The organism is Protaetiibacter larvae, from assembly GCF_008365275.1.
GTDB lineage: Bacteria > Actinomycetota > Actinomycetes > Actinomycetales > Microbacteriaceae > Homoserinibacter > Homoserinibacter larvae.
The window spans coordinates 1,205,616-1,221,545 of record NZ_CP043504.1; the positions used below are offsets into that span (position 1 = coordinate 1,205,616).

General features: G+C 72.3%; 13 protein-coding genes. 9 read left to right on the top strand and 4 right to left on the bottom strand.

Annotation, left to right across the window (positions count from 1 at the left end; all coding sequences use genetic code 11):
* Window positions 1-58 precede the first annotated feature (58 nt).
* The 4 genes from mfd (at window position 59) to FLP23_RS05675 (ending at window position 6,286) form a co-directional block, all read left to right on the top strand.
* Window positions 59-3,616 (top strand): transcription-repair coupling factor, encoded by a 3,558-nt coding sequence (mfd, locus tag FLP23_RS05660; RefSeq protein ID WP_149324961.1) that lies wholly within the window; start codon window positions 59-61, stop codon window positions 3,614-3,616.
* A 4-nt stretch (window positions 3,617-3,620) separates the two neighbouring features.
* The gene (locus FLP23_RS05665) at window positions 3,621-4,913 is read left to right on the top strand and encodes an FUSC family protein (RefSeq protein WP_149324962.1); all 1,293 of its coding nucleotides are present in this window, start codon (window positions 3,621-3,623) and stop codon (window positions 4,911-4,913) included.
* 32 nt (window positions 4,914-4,945) lie between these two features.
* Window positions 4,946-5,545 (top strand): gamma carbonic anhydrase family protein, encoded by a 600-nt coding sequence (locus FLP23_RS05670; RefSeq protein WP_149324963.1) that lies wholly within the window; start codon window positions 4,946-4,948, stop codon window positions 5,543-5,545.
* 126 nt (window positions 5,546-5,671) lie between these two features.
* Window positions 5,672-6,286 (top strand): hypothetical protein, encoded by a 615-nt coding sequence (locus FLP23_RS05675; protein WP_149324964.1) that lies wholly within the window; start codon window positions 5,672-5,674, stop codon window positions 6,284-6,286.
* A gap of 9 nt (window positions 6,287-6,295) precedes the next feature.
* Here the strand turns inward: FLP23_RS05675 and FLP23_RS05680 are convergent, their stop codons facing one another.
* A complete protein-coding gene (locus FLP23_RS05680; RefSeq protein ID WP_149324965.1) occupies window positions 6,296-7,045 on the bottom strand; it encodes a CPBP family intramembrane glutamic endopeptidase in 750 nt (249 codons plus the stop codon).
* Between the two features lie 95 nt (window positions 7,046-7,140).
* On the opposite strand from FLP23_RS05680, the gene FLP23_RS05685 reads away from it, so the two are divergent.
* Both FLP23_RS05685 and mazG read left to right on the top strand, forming a co-directional pair.
* Window positions 7,141-8,604 carry an MFS transporter gene (locus tag FLP23_RS05685; protein ID WP_149324966.1) on the top strand — a complete coding sequence of 488 codons (1,464 nt, stop codon included), beginning with the start codon at window positions 7,141-7,143 and terminating at the stop codon, window positions 8,602-8,604.
* Window positions 8,605-8,623: 19 nt separating this feature from the next.
* Complete coding sequence (gene mazG / locus FLP23_RS05690) at window positions 8,624-9,286, top strand: nucleoside triphosphate pyrophosphohydrolase (RefSeq protein ID WP_149324967.1); 663 nt, start codon at window positions 8,624-8,626, stop codon at window positions 9,284-9,286.
* Between the two features lie 88 nt (window positions 9,287-9,374).
* Here mazG and FLP23_RS05695 read toward each other — a convergent pair whose 3' ends face one another.
* A complete protein-coding gene (locus FLP23_RS05695) occupies window positions 9,375-9,923 on the bottom strand; it encodes a CGNR zinc finger domain-containing protein (protein ID WP_149324968.1) in 549 nt (182 codons plus the stop codon).
* Between the two features lie 77 nt (window positions 9,924-10,000).
* Here FLP23_RS05695 and FLP23_RS05700 point away from each other — a divergent pair, with 77 nt between their 5' ends.
* Window positions 10,001-11,017 carry an EamA family transporter gene (locus tag FLP23_RS05700; protein WP_149324969.1) on the top strand — a complete coding sequence of 339 codons (1,017 nt, stop codon included), beginning with the start codon at window positions 10,001-10,003 and terminating at the stop codon, window positions 11,015-11,017.
* On the opposite strand, the gene FLP23_RS05705 is transcribed toward FLP23_RS05700, so the two are convergent.
* Both FLP23_RS05705 and FLP23_RS05710 read right to left on the bottom strand, forming a co-directional pair.
* The gene (locus FLP23_RS05705) at window positions 11,014-12,078 is read right to left on the bottom strand and encodes an ABC transporter permease (protein ID WP_149324970.1); all 1,065 of its coding nucleotides are present in this window, start codon (window positions 12,076-12,078) and stop codon (window positions 11,014-11,016) included. The genes FLP23_RS05700 and FLP23_RS05705 overlap by 4 nt on opposite strands.
* Complete coding sequence (locus FLP23_RS05710) at window positions 12,075-13,031, bottom strand: ABC transporter ATP-binding protein (RefSeq protein ID WP_149324971.1); 957 nt, start codon at window positions 13,029-13,031, stop codon at window positions 12,075-12,077. The genes FLP23_RS05705 and FLP23_RS05710 overlap by 4 nt, the downstream gene beginning before the upstream one ends.
* A 133-nt stretch (window positions 13,032-13,164) precedes the next feature.
* Here FLP23_RS05710 and FLP23_RS05715 point away from each other — a divergent pair, with 133 nt between their 5' ends.
* Both FLP23_RS05715 and eno read left to right on the top strand, forming a co-directional pair.
* Window positions 13,165-14,424 carry a histidine--tRNA ligase gene (locus FLP23_RS05715; RefSeq protein WP_211645741.1) on the top strand — a complete coding sequence of 420 codons (1,260 nt, stop codon included), beginning with the start codon at window positions 13,165-13,167 and terminating at the stop codon, window positions 14,422-14,424.
* A 219-nt stretch (window positions 14,425-14,643) separates the two neighbouring features.
* On the top strand, window positions 14,644-15,921 hold the full coding sequence (gene eno / locus FLP23_RS05720; protein WP_149324973.1) for a phosphopyruvate hydratase: 1,278 nt from the start codon (window positions 14,644-14,646) through the stop codon (window positions 15,919-15,921).
* Window positions 15,922-15,930: the final 9 nt, after the last annotated feature.

Sequence of the window (15,930 nt, forward strand, 5' to 3'; positions counted from 1 at the left end):
GCGCAGCGGCACGCGTCTCGAGATCACCGGCGTCACCGGTGCGGCGTAGGCTCGGGATGTGGGTCTCGCGTCATTGATTCCGGTGCTGGCGCGCGCCCATACCTTCGCCACCGCGCTTGCGAGCGCGAGCACCGACGGCGACTTCTCGGCCGTTGAGGGCCTGCGGGTGCCGCTGCTGGCGGGGCTGCTCGCCCGCCGCAGCGTGAGCGCCGGCCGCGGTCAGGCGCTGCTCGCGATCACCGCGACGAGCCGCGAGTCGCAGGCGGTCGCCGAGGCTTTCGCATCCTGGGCGCCGGACGCCCTCGTGCTGCCGTTCCCCGCCTGGGAGACCCTGCCGCACGAGCGTCTGAGCCCCTCCGCCGAGACGGTCGGCCGACGACTGCGGAGCCTGCGCGAGCTGCGCCGTTGGCAGGAAGGCCCGCGCGAGCGCCCCCTCGTGCTCGTCGCCTCGGTGCGCGCCGCCCTGCAACCGCTCGCCCCCGGCCTCGACGTGCTCGAGCCGATCGCCCTCACCCCGGGCGGTCGCGGATACGAGCTCGCCTCTCTCGCGATCCGCCTCGCCGAGCTCGCCTACAGCCGCGTCGACCTGGTCACCCGTCGCGGCGAATTCGCGGTGCGCGGCGGCATCCTCGACGTCTTCCCCCCGGACGCCGAGCACCCCGTGCGCGCCGAGTTCTTCGGCGACGAGCTCGAGCAGCTGCGCGGCTTCTCGGTGGCCGACCAGCGTTCGCTCCCCGGCGAGGTGGCGACGGTCGAGCTGCCGCCGGCTCGCGAACTGCTGCTCACGGACGCCGTGCAGCAGCGGGCGCGCGAGCTGCAGCACGAGTTCGCCGCCATCGCGCCGATGCTCGCGAAGATCGCCGAAGGCATCCCGGTGGAGGGCATGGAGTCGCTCACGCCGGCCCTCGTCGGGCGGCTCGTGCCGCTCACCGACTACCTGCCGGACGATGCCGCGGTCGCCGTGCTCTCGCCCGAGCGGGTCGCGACGCGGTCGCTCAGCCTCTCGGAGACGAACCGCGAGTTCCTGGAGGCGGCCTGGTCGGCCGCCACCGCGGGTGCTGCGGCCCCCATCGACCTGCAGGGCAGCCTCGACACGGGCGACTTCCTCACCGTCTCCGGTCTGCAGCTCCAGGCGCGCCCGCGATCCTGGTGGACGATCAGCCCCTTCGATGCGGGCGACGACGAGGTGGCCCGCATCGACGCCCGCGCCATCCCGAGCTTTGCCGGCCAGGCGGACGGTGCCGCCGGTCACGTCGCGAACCTGCTGAAGGGCGAATGGTCGGTCGCGATCGCTGCCGCCGGTCACGGGCTCGTCGACCGAGCCGCCCAGGTGCTCGCCGAGCACGGCATGGCGGCGCGCGTCGTGGATGCGGTGCCCGCCGACCCGGAACCGGGTGTCGCCTACCTCGTCATGGGGGGTGTCGAGGGCGGTTTCGAGCTCGACGAGGCACGCCTCGCGCTGCTGAGCGAGGCCGAGTTCTACGGGCGCGCGGTCGGCATCGACTCCCGCCAGCCGAAGAAGCTCGCGAGCCGCCGCCGCAACGTCGTGGACCCGCTGCAGTTGAAGGCGGGTGACCACGTCGTGCACGAGACCCACGGCATCGGGCGCTTCGTCGAGCTCGTCACGCGCGAGGTCGCGGGCGGCGGGCGGGTCTCGCGCGGCCCGCTCGGCACCCAGCACGAGAAGGTCACCCGCGAGTACCTCGTGATCGAGTACGCGCCGTCGAAGCGCGGGCAGCCGGGCGACCGGCTGTACGTGCCCACCGATCAGCTCGACCAGCTCACCCGCTATGTGGGCGGCGAGAACCCGGCGCTCAGCAAGATGGGCGGATCCGATTGGGCGGCCGCCAAGGGCAAGGCCCGCAAGGCGGTGCGCGACATCGCCGTCGAGCTCGTCAAGCTCTACAGCGCGCGGATGGCGAGCGCCGGCCACGCCTTCGGCCCCGACACCCCGTGGCAGCGCGAGCTCGAGGAGGCGTTCCCTTTTGCCGAGACCCCCGACCAGCTGCAGACCATCGACGAGGTGAAGGCCGACATGGAGCGGCCCATCCCGATGGATCGCCTCATCTCGGGCGACGTCGGCTACGGCAAGACCGAGATCGCGGTGCGCGCCGCCTTCAAAGCGGTGCAGGACGGCAAGCAGGTGGCGATGCTCGTGCCCACCACGCTGCTCGTGCGCCAGCACCTCGAGACCTTCACGGAACGCTTCGCAGGGTTCCCCGTGCACCTGCGGGCGCTCAGCCGGTTCCAGACCGAGAAGGAGTCGAAGGCCACCATCGAGGGGCTGGAACGCGGCGAGGTGGATGTCGTGATCGGCACGCACCGGCTGCTCTCCGAGCAGGTGCGGTTCAAGGATCTGGGGCTCGTCATCATCGACGAGGAGCAGCGCTTCGGGGTGGAGCACAAGGACGCCCTCAAGAAGCTCAAGACCAATGTCGACATCCTCGCGATGAGCGCCACCCCCATCCCGCGCACTCTCGAGATGGCGGTCACCGGCATCCGCGAGATGTCGACCCTCGCGACCCCGCCCGAGGACCGGCACCCGATCCTCACCTATGTGGGGCCGCGGAGCGACAAGCAGATCACCGCCGCGATCCGCCGCGAGCTGCTGCGCGAGGGGCAGGTGTTCTTCGTGCACAACCGGGTGTCGTCGATCAATCGGGTGGCGGCCGAGATCGCCGAGCTCGTGCCGGAGGCGCGCATCGCGGTCGCCCACGGGCAGCTCTCGGAGCATGTGCTCGAGCAGGTGATCGTGGACTTCTGGGAGCGCAAGTTCGATGTGCTCGTGACGACGACGATCATCGAGACCGGCATCGACATCGCCAACGCGAACACCCTCATCATCGACGCGGCCGACAAGTACGGTCTCAGCCAGCTGCACCAGATCCGCGGGCGGGTGGGTCGCGGTCGCGAGCGCGCCTACGCCTACTTCCTGTTCGACGGCGACAAGCCGCTCACCGAGACCGCCCAGGACCGCCTCGAGACGATCGCCGCCAACAACGAGCTCGGCGGCGGCATGCAGATCGCCCTCAAGGATCTCGAGATCCGCGGCGCCGGCAACCTGCTGGGCGGCGAGCAGTCGGGGCACATCGCGGGCGTCGGCTTTGACCTGTACCTGCGGATGATCGGCGAGGCGGTCTCGGCGTTCCGCGGGGATGTCGCGGAGGGCCAGACCGAGCTGCGGCTCGAGCTGCCGGTGGATGCCCGCATCCCGGAGCACTACATCGAGTCGGAGCGGCTGCGGCTGGAGGCGTACCAGAAGCTGTCGACGGCGTCGGCGCCCGCCTCGCCCGACGAGACGCTCGACCGGGTGATCGAGGAGCTCGTCGACCGCTACGGCGAGCTGCCGGAGGCCGTGCAGCAGCTCGTGGCGGTGTCGCGCTTGCGGCGTCAGGCGCAGAAGGCGGGCCTCGGCGAGGTGGTCGCGATGGGCGGACGGATGCGGCTCGCGCCGCTGGAGGTGCCCGACTCCATCCAGGTGCGGTTGCAGCGCATGTACCCGGGGGTGAAGTTCTTCGCGGCCCAGCGTGCGGTGAACGTGCCCATGCCGGAGGGTCTGGAGGATGCCGAGCTGATCGCCTGGGTGGGGCAGCTGCTGACGGCCGCGACGGGCTGAACCGTTGGCCTCGCGACCACCGTCCCGCTGGCGCCGCGCCCTCGTCGAGGCGCTCCTCACCGTCGCCGCCGTCGCCGCGACCGCCGGCACCGCGTGGCTGCTCGCCCCGGAACCCGGCCCGGTGACCTTGGCCGGCATGCTCGCGATGACCCTCTCGCGCAGCCAGCTCGAGCGCGACGTGCGCGGCCGGGTCGAGGCCGCGATCGCCCTGCCGGTCATCGGCCTCGCCGCGGCGGGCACCGGCGCGCTGCTGGTCGGGGTGCCCTGGGCGGGCGCGGCGGTCTATGTGCTCGCGATGTTCGCCTCCGTGTGGGTGCGTCGCTTCGGCGCCCGCTGGCGGCGCATCGGGGCCCTGCTCGCGCTGCCGTTCATCGCCGTGCTGATCGCCCCCGCGCCGCATCCGAGCGGCTGGGGCGCGGTCGGGGCGGTGTTCCCGGCGATCATCGCGCTCGTGGCCTTCGGGTGGGTGACCGTGCTGCAGCTGCTGGCCCGCGGCCTCCGGATGCTGCCCCCCGCGGTGCCCCCGACATCGGACGCGGATCGTGCCTCGACCTTGCGCCCGAGCGCCTCGACGCGGCTCGCGATCCAGCTCGCCGCATCCGTCGCGGTCGCCTTCGTCGTCGGCTTCACGGTGTTCGCGGATCGCTGGGCGTGGATCGTGCTCACCGTGGTGGTGGTCGCGCTCGGCAACGCGGGGCGCGCGGATGTGCTCGCGAAGGGCGTGCAGCGGGTCGCGGGCGCCGCCGTCGGCACGGTGCTCGCCGTCGGCTGCGCGGGCATCGCGATCTCGCCGGGGGCGGGGGTCGCGGTGCTCGCGGTCGCGCTGTTCCTCGCGGTGCTGCTGCGGCCGGTGGCCTACCTGTGGTGGGCGCTGTTCTTCACCCTCGCACTCGCCGTGCTGCAACAGCTCACCGGCGGCGGCTTCGTGCTGGGGGAGCGGCTCGAGGAGATCGCACTCGGCACGGTGCTCGCGCTCGCGGCGGCCTGGTTCCTGCTGCCGGTGCGCACCGAGCTCGTGCTGCGTCGGCGGCTCGGCGAGGTGCTCGCCGCCCTGCAGGAGGGCTCGGATGCGGAGCTCGCCGCCGCGGTCGCGCGCCTCGACAAGGCGGCGGCGCCCTACGGGCCGCTGCTGCGCATCCGTCCGGGCGCCCGGCGCCCGCGGGCCGCCGGCTGGATCGCCGCCACCCGTCGGGCGCTCGCCGGCCCGCGCCCGCCTGCCGCTCGCGTGGGGGCCGCGCGCCGCGCCGTGCGCGAGCCCGACGCGTTGCAGGCCGCGCTCGACGCTCTTGCGGGCTGATCTCGGGACCACGGGCGCAGTAGCGTGGTGCCATGCTGTTCGAGCACCTCGGGCACCGCCCGCGCGTCGACCCCACCGCGGTGATCGCACCGACCGCCGTGGTGAGCGGCGAGGTGACGATCGGCCCCGGATGCCAGATCCTGCACGGTGCCGTGATCAGCGCCGAGGGCGGTCCGATCACGATCGGGGAGTCGAGCATCGTCATGGAGAACGCCCTGCTGCGGGCGAGCGCGAGCGATCCGCTGCACCTCGGCGACCATGTGCTCGTCGGCCCGCTCGCGTCGATCTCGGGGGCGACGATCGGCGACGAGGTGTTCCTCGCCACCGGTTCCCGGATCTTCAACGGCGCCCGCATCGGCGACCGCAGCGAGGTGCGCATCAACGCCGTCGTGCACCTGCGCACCGTGCTGCCCGCCGAATCGGTGGTGCCGATCGGCTGGGTCGCGGTCGGCGATCCGCCGAGCATCCTGAGCCCCGACAAGCATGAGGAGATCTGGGCGATCCAGCAGGGGCTCGACTTCCCCGGCTACGTCTTCGGCCTCGACCGCGGCACCCCGGACCTCATGGTGCAGCTCACCGAGCGCTACGCGCGCCACCTCGCGCGGCACGCCGACGACACGCCGAGCGACTGACGCGCCGTCCGGCACCGCCGACTCCGGATGGTGACCTCCCGGTAACAAGCCGTTGACATCGCCCGGCTTGAGTGGAACTCCGCGGCGGGGGCCGCGGCGCGGTCGTCGGGGGAGAGGTTGTCGCACATGGCTCACGAGATCATCGGCGAATGGGATGTCGCCCTGTCGCAGAAGGGCGAGTCGGTGCCCCTCGGGCGCCTCAGCTTCTTCGAGAAGGAGGGCAGGCTCGTGGTCGTCGACAGCGATCCGGAGGTGGGCGGCTCACCGGCGGATGTCGAGTCCGACGGCGACACGCTTCGATTCGAGATCCTCGGCGCCGGGACATCCCGCGGCGCGACGCGGCACGTGTTCGAGGTGACCATGCGGGGGCATGCGAGCTTCACGGGCACCCGTCGCCGCGGGATGCTCGCCCGGGTGCCGGTGGCGGCTCAGCGGGTGATCGACCCGCTCGACGCACTCGCCGGCAACCTCGCCGGCGCGAAGGCCAAAGCCGCCGAGGCCGCTGCGCGCGCCGCGCTCGCCGCGGCAGAGGCCGCTGCGGCGCAGGCGGAGGCCGAGGCGGCGGAGGCGATCGAGGCGGCGCGTCGTGCGGCGCAGAAGGCGGTCGCCGCGCGCGCCGCGGCCTCCACCCCGTCGGCGGCCACGCCCCTGGTGGTGCCCTCCGAGGTGCTCGCGATCATCCCGGCCCCCGCGCAGCCCGCGGCGGTCGATGCCCCGCCGGCGCCGGCCGGCGCCGCCTGAACCCGGTCGTCAGGCGGTCTTCGACCACACCTTGCCGACGACGAGCGGCAGCAGCACGAGGGCGCGGAGATCGATGATCGCGTGCAGCACGATCACGAGCACGATCGACCCCGACACCACGTAGACGCTCGCGAAGATGATGCCGAGCACGGTCGCCGTGATCACCCCGGTGAGCTTCTGGTACAGGTGCAGCGCCCCGAACACGAGGGTGGCGATGAGGAAGGCGAGCGGTCCGTTCGGGATGATCCCGAACAGCAGCGCCGGCATCCCGAGACGGAACAGCAGCTCCTCGAAGACGCCCGCCGAGATGCTGAGGCCCGCGCCGTAGGGCAGCTCCGCACGCGTGCGGGGGAGCAGGGCGCCGACGTCGCCGAGCGCCGGGATGTTGGACTCCTGCTGGCGGCTCATGAGCAGGATGGGCACGAGCAGCGCCGCGAGCAGCCCGATCCCGAGCCCGACCGCCAGCCCCGGACCGAAGTCGCTCTCGACGAAGGCGTGCCGGGCGCCGGCGATCGGCGGCCAGGCCTGCACGTCGGCGAGCACCCTCGGCACGAGCTCCCACGCGGCCAGCAGCACGGCGGCCGCGAGTCCGCCCATCACGAGCACCGACTCGATGAGCCACTTGCGCAGCACCTTCTGGCGGGCCTCGGTGGCGCGCAGCCGCTTGAACTGGGCGTACTCGCGGCGTTCGCGGGTGGCCGCCCGCCAGACGAGCAGCACGACGACGACGAGCAGCAGGGCGAGCAGCTGGAGATCCACGCCGTCATTGTGTCAGCCGGGTGGATCCGTCCGGCTCCTCCTCAGGGCGGACTCCTCGCGCGGGAATGCGGACGGCGGTGATCGACTTGACTCAGATGATGACGAAGAGCGACGTGGGCCTGCGGTCCGAACGAGGTCCCATCCTGCTGGCGGTCATGGTGGCGACCGGTGTCGTCGCGATCGACGCCACCATCATCGCGACCGCCGTGCCGGCGATCGTGGGCGACATCGGCGGCTTCGCGCAGTTCCCCTGGCTGTTCTCGATCTACCTGCTCACCCAGTCGGTGACCGTTCCGGTGTACGCGAAGCTCGCCGACACCCTGGGGCGCAAGCCCGTCATCCTGTTCGGCATCGCGGTGTTCCTGCTCGGCTCGATCCTGTGCGGGGTGGCCTGGGACATGACGAGCCTCATCATCTTCCGCGCCCTGCAGGGCATCGGCGCGGGTGCCGTGCTGCCGATCACGATCACGATCGTGGGCGACATCTACACGCTCGAGGAGCGCGCCCGCACGCAAGGGTATGTGGCGAGCGTCTGGGGCATCGCGGCGGTCGCCGGTCCCGCGCTCGGCGGCCTCTTCGCGCAGTGGGACTTCTGGCGCGGCATCTTCCTCGTGAACATCCCGCTGTGTCTTGTGGCGTTCTGGCTGCTGGCCCGCAACTACCACGAGAAGGTCGAGAAGCGGGAGCGCCGCATCGACTTCGCGGGCTCGGCGCTGCTCACGGCGGCGTTCACGCTGCTGCTGCTCGGGGTGCTCGAGGGGGGCGCCGGATGGGCGTGGGACTCGCCCATCTCGTTCGGCGTCTTCGGCGGCGGTCTCGCGCTCCTCGTGGTGTTCGTGCTCGTGGAGCGCCGGGCCGCGGAACCGGTGCTTCCGCTGTGGGTGCTGGGGAGGCCTCTGCTGCGGGCCACCGCGGTGGTCGGCCTGGCGGTCGGTGCGGCCCTGATCGGCCTCACCGCCTTCGTGCCCACCTATCTCGTGGTCGGCCTGCATGTGACCCCGCTCGTGGCGGGGCTCGCGCTCGCGACGCTGACGATCGGCTGGCCGATCGCCGCCGCACTCTCGGGCCGGCTGTATCTGCGCATCGGCTTCCGCTCCACCGCGCTCATCGGGGCGACGCTCGTGGTGCTCGGCACGGTGGTGCTCGCCCTGCTCGCCCCCGCGCCGTCGATCGCGACGGTGGCGATCGTGGGCTTCGTGATCGGGCTCGGCTTCGGCTTCGCCGCGGTGCCGACGCTGGTCGCCGCCCAGGCGAGTGTCGGCTGGGAGGAGCGCGGCGTCGTGACGGGCGCCAACATGTTCGCGCGTTCGATCGGGCAGTCGATCGGGGCGGCGGTGCTCGGCGCGGTCGCCAACGGGGTGATCGCGGCTCACGGCGGCAACGAGAACGATCCCGCGACGATCATCGCGGCATCCACGGCCGTCTTCGTCGGGGCGGCGATCGTCGCCGTGCTGCTGTTCCTCGCGACGCTGCTCATGCCGCGCGAACGGCGGGCCGACGCGGCACCCGCCCCCGTGGAGCCCGCGCCCATCACCGGCCCGATCACCGGCTTGGGCTGAGTCGGGGCAGGATGGGCGCATGAGCGAGCCCGTCGTGCCCACCACCCCGCATCCGAAGCTCGAGGAGCTCGTGGCGGTGCTCGAGCACCTGCGCGCGCCCGGCGGCTGCGCCTGGGACCGCGAGCAGACGCACGCCTCGCTCGTGCAGTACCTCATCGAGGAGAGCTACGAGCTCGTCGACGCGATCGAGGCGGGGGATGACGCGGAGCTCGTGGAGGAGCTCGGCGACGTGCTCTACCAGGTGATCTTCCACTCCGACATCGCGGCCGAGGAGGGGCGCTTCAGCCTCGAGGACGTCGCGGCGCACATGACCGCGAAGATGGTGGGGCGGCATCCGCACGTCTTCGGCGACGCGGTCGCCGACACCCCGGATGCCGTGATGGCCCGCTGGGATGAGCTCAAGCGGGTCGAGAAGCCGGGCCGCTCGAGTGTGCTCGACGGCATTCCGCAGGGCATGCCCGCGCTCGCGCTCGCGGCGAAGCTCGTGGGGCGGGCCGAGAAGGTGGGCCTGGCCCCGGAGGCCGCTCCCGCGATCCCCGTCTCCGAGGCCGCCCTCGGCGACGAGCTGCTCGCGACGGTGGTGGCCGCGCGCGCCGCGGGCCTCGACGCCGAGCGCGCCCTCCGCGACGCCCTTCGCCGACTGCAGGACGACATCCGCGCCGCCGAGTCGTCCCCTCGCTGATCATGGCGCGGCTGGAGCCGTGACCCGACGGCGGGGGAAACGCCTCCCGCCACGAGGTCGTAGCTCCAGCCGCGCCACGACTCCCGCGTCAGAGGTGGGTTCGGGCGCGGTAGGCGCGCACCGCCATGCGGTTGCCGCAGCGGGTGGAGCAGAAGCGGCGCGAACCGTTCTTCGAGAGGTCCACGAAGACGCCCGCGCAGTCGTCGGCCTCGCAGTCGCGCAGGCGGTCGAGGCGCCGGGCGCGCACGACGTCGGCGAGCGCCATCGCGGCTTCGACCAGGATGCGTTCGGCGAGCGGCGCGTCGGGCTCGGTCGCGTGGATGTGCCAGCCGACCCCGTCGTGGTCGACGACGCGCGGGGTGGCGTGCGCCTCGCTCAGCACGTGGTTGATCCAGCCGACGACCTCGGCATCGTCGGCCCCCCACACCTCGCGGATGCGGGTGCGCGCCGCCTGCACCTCGGCGAGTTCGCGAGCGTCGCCGTCGCGGCGCCCGGAGTACAGCCAGCGGTCGAGCAGGGTCACGAGCTCCGGGGTCGTGAGCAGCTCGTCCCTGCCGCTCTCGGAGGCGGTCGGCACGGTGTCGGCGAGCGCGACCATGAACTCGAGCGCGAGCTCCGTGTCATGAGTGAAAAGCATTTGACTCCTGACGGATGCGCCGACTAGCGTCACGACTGAACTCAATTTAGCCCATGACACGCGGATGAGGGGAAGCCATGAGCGCACGAGGCACGGCCGCGCGCCGCGGCATCCTGGGCGTCACCCTCGGCCTCGCCGCCGCCCTCGCCTTCGGTGCGGGCGGCACCGTGATCAAACCGCTGTTCTCCGACGGCTGGACCCCCGGCGCCGCGGTGCTCGCCCGCGTCACGATCGCGGCACTCGTGCTCGCCATCCCCGCCCTGCTCGCCATCCGCGGACGCCTCGGCGTGCTCTGGCGCGCCCGCCGCACGCTCCTGCTCTACGGAGTGCTGGCCGTCGCCGGCACCCAGCTCGCCTTCTACGCCTCGCTCGAGCGCATCCCGGTGGGCGTCGCGCTGCTCATCGAGTACCTCGCGCCCGTCGCGCTGCTGCTGCTCGCCTGGGTGCGCACCCGCCGGACCCCGCACCGCGTCGTGCTCCTCGGCGCGGGGCTGTCGGTGGTCGGCCTCGTGCTCGTCATCGGCCCGTCGGGATCGGGGGCGCTCGACCCATGGGGACTCGCGCTCGCGGTCATCGCGATGGTCGGCGTCGCCTTCTACTACGTGCTCGGCGCCCGGGTGGATGAGGACATCCCGCCCGTCACCCTCGCCTGGAGCGGCTTCGTGATCGGCGCGGTCGTGCTCGCCGCCGCGGGTGCCGTGGGGGTGCTGCCCCTGCGCGCGAGCTTCGGCGACGTCGGCTTCTTCGGCGGGCAGGCGCCCTGGTGGGTGCCGTTGCTGCTCGTCGGCGTCGTCGCGACGGCCTTCGCCTACGTCGCCGGGATCACCGCGATCTCGTTCCTCGGCACGCGGGTCGCGAGCTTCCTCGGGCTGTCGGAGGTCATCTTCGCCGGTGTCATCGGCTGGATCGTGCTGGGCGAGGAGTTCGGACCGGTGGCCCTCGGCGGCGCGGCGCTCATCCTGGGCGGCATCGTGCTCGTGCGGCTCCAGCCGCAGGATTCCGCCCCGCTGCCCGAACCCGTCCCCGTGCCCGAACCCGTCCCCGTGCTCGATCCCGTCCCCGCGGTGGATACCGGCGTCACGCCGCGGCCCTAGGCGACCCGGCTCCCCGCCGCGAGCCGCCTCGACGGCGCGTGAGTGCGTCGGATCGCACCGGCCACGAGGGCGGCCGCGAGCAGCACGTGCAGTCCCAGACCCACCGCCCAGCTCGGCACGGTCTTCGCCAGGATCTCCGCCGGCGTCGTGTAGTCGCCACCCTCGTAGTACATCGCGCACTCGTCGTAGCCCTCGCTCGGCGTCGGCGGCAACTGCACCTGTCGTACCCCGACCTTGATGCTGCCGAACAGATCCTCCGGGTAGCCGTCTCGCGAGAGGTGAGCGGGGGCTGCATCCGCGAGGATCACGTACGGGTTCGCGGCCAGCAGCCACCACACGCGGTCGAAGCGCGGGATCGTGTACTCGTAGCTCTCGGCATGGCACTCCGGATCGACCGGGAGCCCGGTCTCGGGATCGACCTCGCCCGAGCCGTCCCAGTCCATGACCTGGTTGACCACGGTCACCTTCTCCTGCATCAGGAGCCCGCCGAGCGAGAAGGCGATGAGCGTGCCGATCGAGAGCGCCGCGACCACGAGGTACGTCACCACGACCGAGAACAGCGGACGGCGGATGAGCCCCGAGAGCCCCACGCCGATCGCCGACACGATCGCGAGCTCCGCCGCGAGCACGACGATCGACACGATCGCCGTATCGGGGGATGCCCCGCCGAGGGCGAGCGCGAACAGCAGGAACGGCAGCGCCGCCCCGAGGAAGGCGAGTGCCGTGATCCAGGCGGCGAGCAGCTTGCCGATCACGAGCTGCCCCGTCGTGACGAGCGTCACCTGGGTGGTGGCGAGGGTGCCGTTGTCGCGATCCCCGTTGATGGCGTTGCCGCTCAGCGCGGGCGTCACGAGCGTGCCGAGCAGCAGCACGAAGTACACGATGAGCGAGTACAGCACCGCGCCCGGTGCGTCGGAGTTCGAGGTCGCGATGGTCGTGAGCACCGTCACGATGAGCACGATGAAGGCGAACACGCCGAGCAGCACGTACCAGGCCGCCCCGCGCACGCGCTGGCGCAGTTCGATCGAGGAGATCGTCCACATTCCGCTGAACCAGTTCATCGCGCCGCCTCCCCGGGGTTGAGATCGAGGAAGGTGTGCTCCAGATCCCCCACCGATGGGGCGAACGAGCTCACCGGCACCCCCGCCTTCACGAGCGCCGCGAGCAGCTCCGCCGCGCGGTCCTCGCCCGCGAGCGGCACCACGAAACCCTGGGGTTCGCGCACGATCGACGCGGCGTCGATCCCGGAGGCGATGAGCTCCCGGTAGAGGCCCGAGGCATCGAGCGCCCGGATGCGCCACCCGCGCTCGGTGCGCTTGGCGGCCTCCACGCGGTCCTCGCTGACGGAGGAGCCCGCCTCGAGGAACACGGCGCGGTCCGCCAGCTCGTCGAGCTCGGCGAGCACGTGGCTCGAGACGATGATCGTGCGGCCCTCGGCGGCGAGGCGCTTGAGCAGCACGCGCAACGCGATCCGGGCGCCGGGATCGAGACCGGATGCGGGTTCGTCGAGCAGCAGAACGCGCGGGTCGTGCACGAGCGCGCGGGCGAGGCTCAGTCGCTGCTTCTGCCCGCGGGAGAGCACCTTGGTGGCCTGGTTCGCGAGCGGGGCGAGGTCGGCGAGCGCGATGAGCTCCTCGGCGCGGATGGATGCCGCGGCCCGCGAGAGACCGTAGAGGCGCCCGGTCAGCTCGAGGCTCGCGCGCACGCTGAGCGCCGACCACGAGCCGAGCACGTCGGGCATCCAGCCGAGGAGGCCGCGCACCGCGCGGCTCTGCGCGACCGGGTCGTAGTCGCCGATCCGGATGGTGCCGCGGTCGGGCACGAGGAGCGTCGCCAGCATGAGCAGCAGGGTGGTCTTGCCCGAGCCGTTGGGGCCCACGAGGCCCGTCACCTGCCCGGGAAAGGCTTCGAAGCTCACGGAGCGCACGGCGTGCACCGCGCCGAAGGAGCGCGCGACGTCGTCGACGACGACGCCCACCTCGCTCGGCGGAGCCGCAGTCTGAGAGGTACTCATGCGGCCGAGACTAGGCCCCGGATGCGTCGGTCGGCATCCGCCGGGCGGATGACCCGCGATCCGCCGCGGCAGCCTCGCCCGCGGCACCTGACAGAATCGACAGGTGGCAACGCAGGTGAACCCTCCCCGTGGCATGCGGGACTTCCTTCCCGCCGAGAAGGCGCGCCGCGAGCGCATCCTCGACGTCATCCGGGAGTCGTACCGCGCGCACGGCTTCGACGAGATCGAGACCCCCGTCGTGGAGGACTCCGAGCGCCTGCACTCCGGCCTCGGCGGCGACAACGAGAAGCTCGCCTTCGGGGTGCTCAAGCGCGGACTCACGCGCGAGGAGCTGCAGGCCGCCGAGGAGCCCCTCGACCTCGCCGACCTCGGACTGCGCTTCGACCTCACCGTGCCGCTCGCCCGCTTCTACGCCACCCACCGCGCGGAGCTGCCGAACGTGTTCCGCAGCATCCAGGTGGCGCCCGTGTGGCGTGCCGAGCGCCCGCAGAAGGGTCGCTACCGGCAGTTCGTGCAGTGCGACATCGACATCATCGGCGAACCCGGCATCCAGGCGGAGGGCGAGCTCATCGTCGCCACCCTCGCCACGATCGACGCGCTCGGCCTCGCCGACGCGAGCATCCGCATCAACGACCGGCGCCTTCTGGTCGGCATGCTCGCGGGCTTCGGCTTCCCCGTCGAGGAGCACGACGCGACCCTCATCACGATCGACAAACTCGACAAGCTGGGCCCCGACGGGGTGATCGCCGAGCTCGCCGAGCGCGGGGCGGATGCGGATGCCGTGGCCGCGTTCCGCGCCTTCTTGGTGCGCCCGCAGACGCTCGAGTTCCTGCCTTACGGGGAGCGCGCCATCCGCAAGGCGCTGCCGGCCGGGGCGGACGACGCGGTCGTCGCCGACCTCGTGGCGATCGGTGAGGCGGTCGCCGCGGCGCGCGGGCAGCAGGATGCGCCGCTCGTGTTCGACCCCTTCCTCGTGCGCGGCATGGGCTACTACACGGGCCCGATCTTCGAGGTCGCGCACCCCAGCGTGCCGTACTCGCTCGGGGGCGGCGGACGCTACGACGGCATGATCGGGCGCTTCCTCGGCGCCGAGGTGCCGGCCGCCGGCTTCTCGCTGGGCTTCGAGAGGCTGGTCGACCTCGTCGAGCCGCCCGCCGCGGCGGGGGGTGCGGCGGTCGCGCTCGTGCACGACGAGGGGGTGCCGCTCGCGACGCTCCTCGCCCTGCAGTCGGGGCTTGTCGCGCGCGGTGACCGCGCCCGGCTCGTGCGGCGCGCCAAGAACACCAAGCTGCAGCTGGAGAACCTCGCCGGCCAGGGCTTCACCTCGTTCGCGTTCGTCGGCACCGCTGCATCCGCCGACGTCGACGCCCTGGAGCTGCGCCCCCTCGACTGAGGCGGCCCCGCGTGGCCGGCCGGCATCCGTCCCCCTCGCCCCGCTGTGCCAGAAATGCAGGAGTTTCAGGTCGGACGGATGCGGCTGCCGCGCGGATGGGGGACCCGTCGCCGAGAGCTCCTGCATTTGTGGCGTGGGTCGGGGCGGCAACCCGGAGTGGCTAGGATTCCGGTTGGGCGCTGCCGCCCGATCCCCACCACTTCCCCCTAAGGAGTATCCGTGTCTGCTATCGAGGCCGTCGGCGCCCGCGAGATCCTCGACTCCCGAGGCAACCCGACCGTCGAGGTCGAGGTGCTCCTCGAGGACGGCACCGTCTCCCGTGCCGCCGTCCCCTCCGGCGCCTCCACCGGCGCCTTCGAGGCCTACGAGCTGCGCGACGGCGACAAGGACCGCTACCTGGGCAAGGGCGTGCTGAAGGCCGTCGAGGGCGTGCTCGACGTGCTCGGCCCCGCCATCGAAGGCTTCGAGGCCAGCGACCAGCGCCTCGTGGACGCCGAGCTGATCGCCGCGGACGGCACCGAGAACAAGTCGCGCCTCGGCGCCAACGCCATCCTCGGCGTCTCGCTCGCGGTCGCGAAGGCCGCCGCCGACTCCGCCGACCTGCCGCTGTTCCGCTACCTCGGCGGACCCAACGCGCACACCCTGCCGGTGCCGCTGCTCAACGTCATCAACGGGGGCGCGCACGCCGACACCAACGTCGACATCCAGGAGTTCTTCCTCGTGCCGCTCGGTGCCGAGACCTTCTCCGAGTCGCTGCGCTGGGGTGTCGAGACCTACCACACGCTCAAGGGCCTGCTGAAGGCGAAGGGGCTCGCGACGGGCCTCGGCGACGAGGGCGGCTTCGCCCCCGAGCTCGCGAGCAACCGCGCCGCGCTCGACTTCCTGCTCGAGGCGATCGAGAAGGCCGGCTTCACCCCCGGCACCGACATCGCGGTGGGCCTGGATGTGGCGTCCACCGAGTTCTTCGAGGACGGCGCCTACAGCTTCGAAGGCAAGAAGCTCAGCTCGGCCGAGCTGACCGCCTACTTCGCCACCCTGGTGGCCGACTACCCGCTCGTCACCATCGAGGACCCGCTCGCCGAGGACGACTGGGAGGGCTACCAGGCCCTCACCGCCGAGCTCGGCGGCAAGGTGCAGATCGTGGGCGACGACCTGTTCGTCACCAACCCGAAGCGCCTGCAGAAGGGTCTCGAGCTGGGGGTCGCCAACTCGATCCTCGTGAAGGTGAACCAGATCGGCACCCTCACCGAGACCCTGGACGCGGTGTCGAACGCCCAGCGCGCGGGCTACACCGCGATCCTGTCGCACCGTTCGGGCGAGACCGAGGACACCACGATCGCCGACCTCGCGGTCGCGACGGATGCCGGCCAGATCAAGACCGGTGCCCCCGCCCGCTCGGAGCGCGTCGCCAAGTACAACCAGCTGCTGCGCATCGAGGAGGAGCTCGGCGACGCCGCGGTCTTCGCCGGTCGTTCCGCGTTCCCTCGCGCGCGCTGACCCTTTCGG

Coding starts and splice junctions, on each gene's coding strand:
- FLP23_RS05670 (WP_149324963.1), top strand. CDS start 4,946: ATGCTGTTCGAGCACCTCGGGCACCGCCCGCGCGTCGACCCCACCGCG.
- FLP23_RS05695 (WP_149324968.1), bottom strand. CDS start 9,923: ATGCTTTTCACTCATGACACGGAGCTCGCGCTCGAGTTCATGGTCGCG.
- FLP23_RS05700 (WP_149324969.1), top strand. CDS start 10,001: ATGAGCGCACGAGGCACGGCCGCGCGCCGCGGCATCCTGGGCGTCACC.
- mazG (WP_149324967.1), top strand. CDS start 8,624: ATGAGCGAGCCCGTCGTGCCCACCACCCCGCATCCGAAGCTCGAGGAG.
- FLP23_RS05675 (WP_149324964.1), top strand. CDS start 5,672: ATGGCTCACGAGATCATCGGCGAATGGGATGTCGCCCTGTCGCAGAAG.
- FLP23_RS05705 (WP_149324970.1), bottom strand. CDS start 12,078: ATGAACTGGTTCAGCGGAATGTGGACGATCTCCTCGATCGAACTGCGC.
- FLP23_RS05715 (WP_211645741.1), top strand. CDS start 13,165: ATGCGGGACTTCCTTCCCGCCGAGAAGGCGCGCCGCGAGCGCATCCTC.
- FLP23_RS05685 (WP_149324966.1), top strand. CDS start 7,141: ATGATGACGAAGAGCGACGTGGGCCTGCGGTCCGAACGAGGTCCCATC.
- FLP23_RS05710 (WP_149324971.1), bottom strand. CDS start 13,031: ATGAGTACCTCTCAGACTGCGGCTCCGCCGAGCGAGGTGGGCGTCGTC.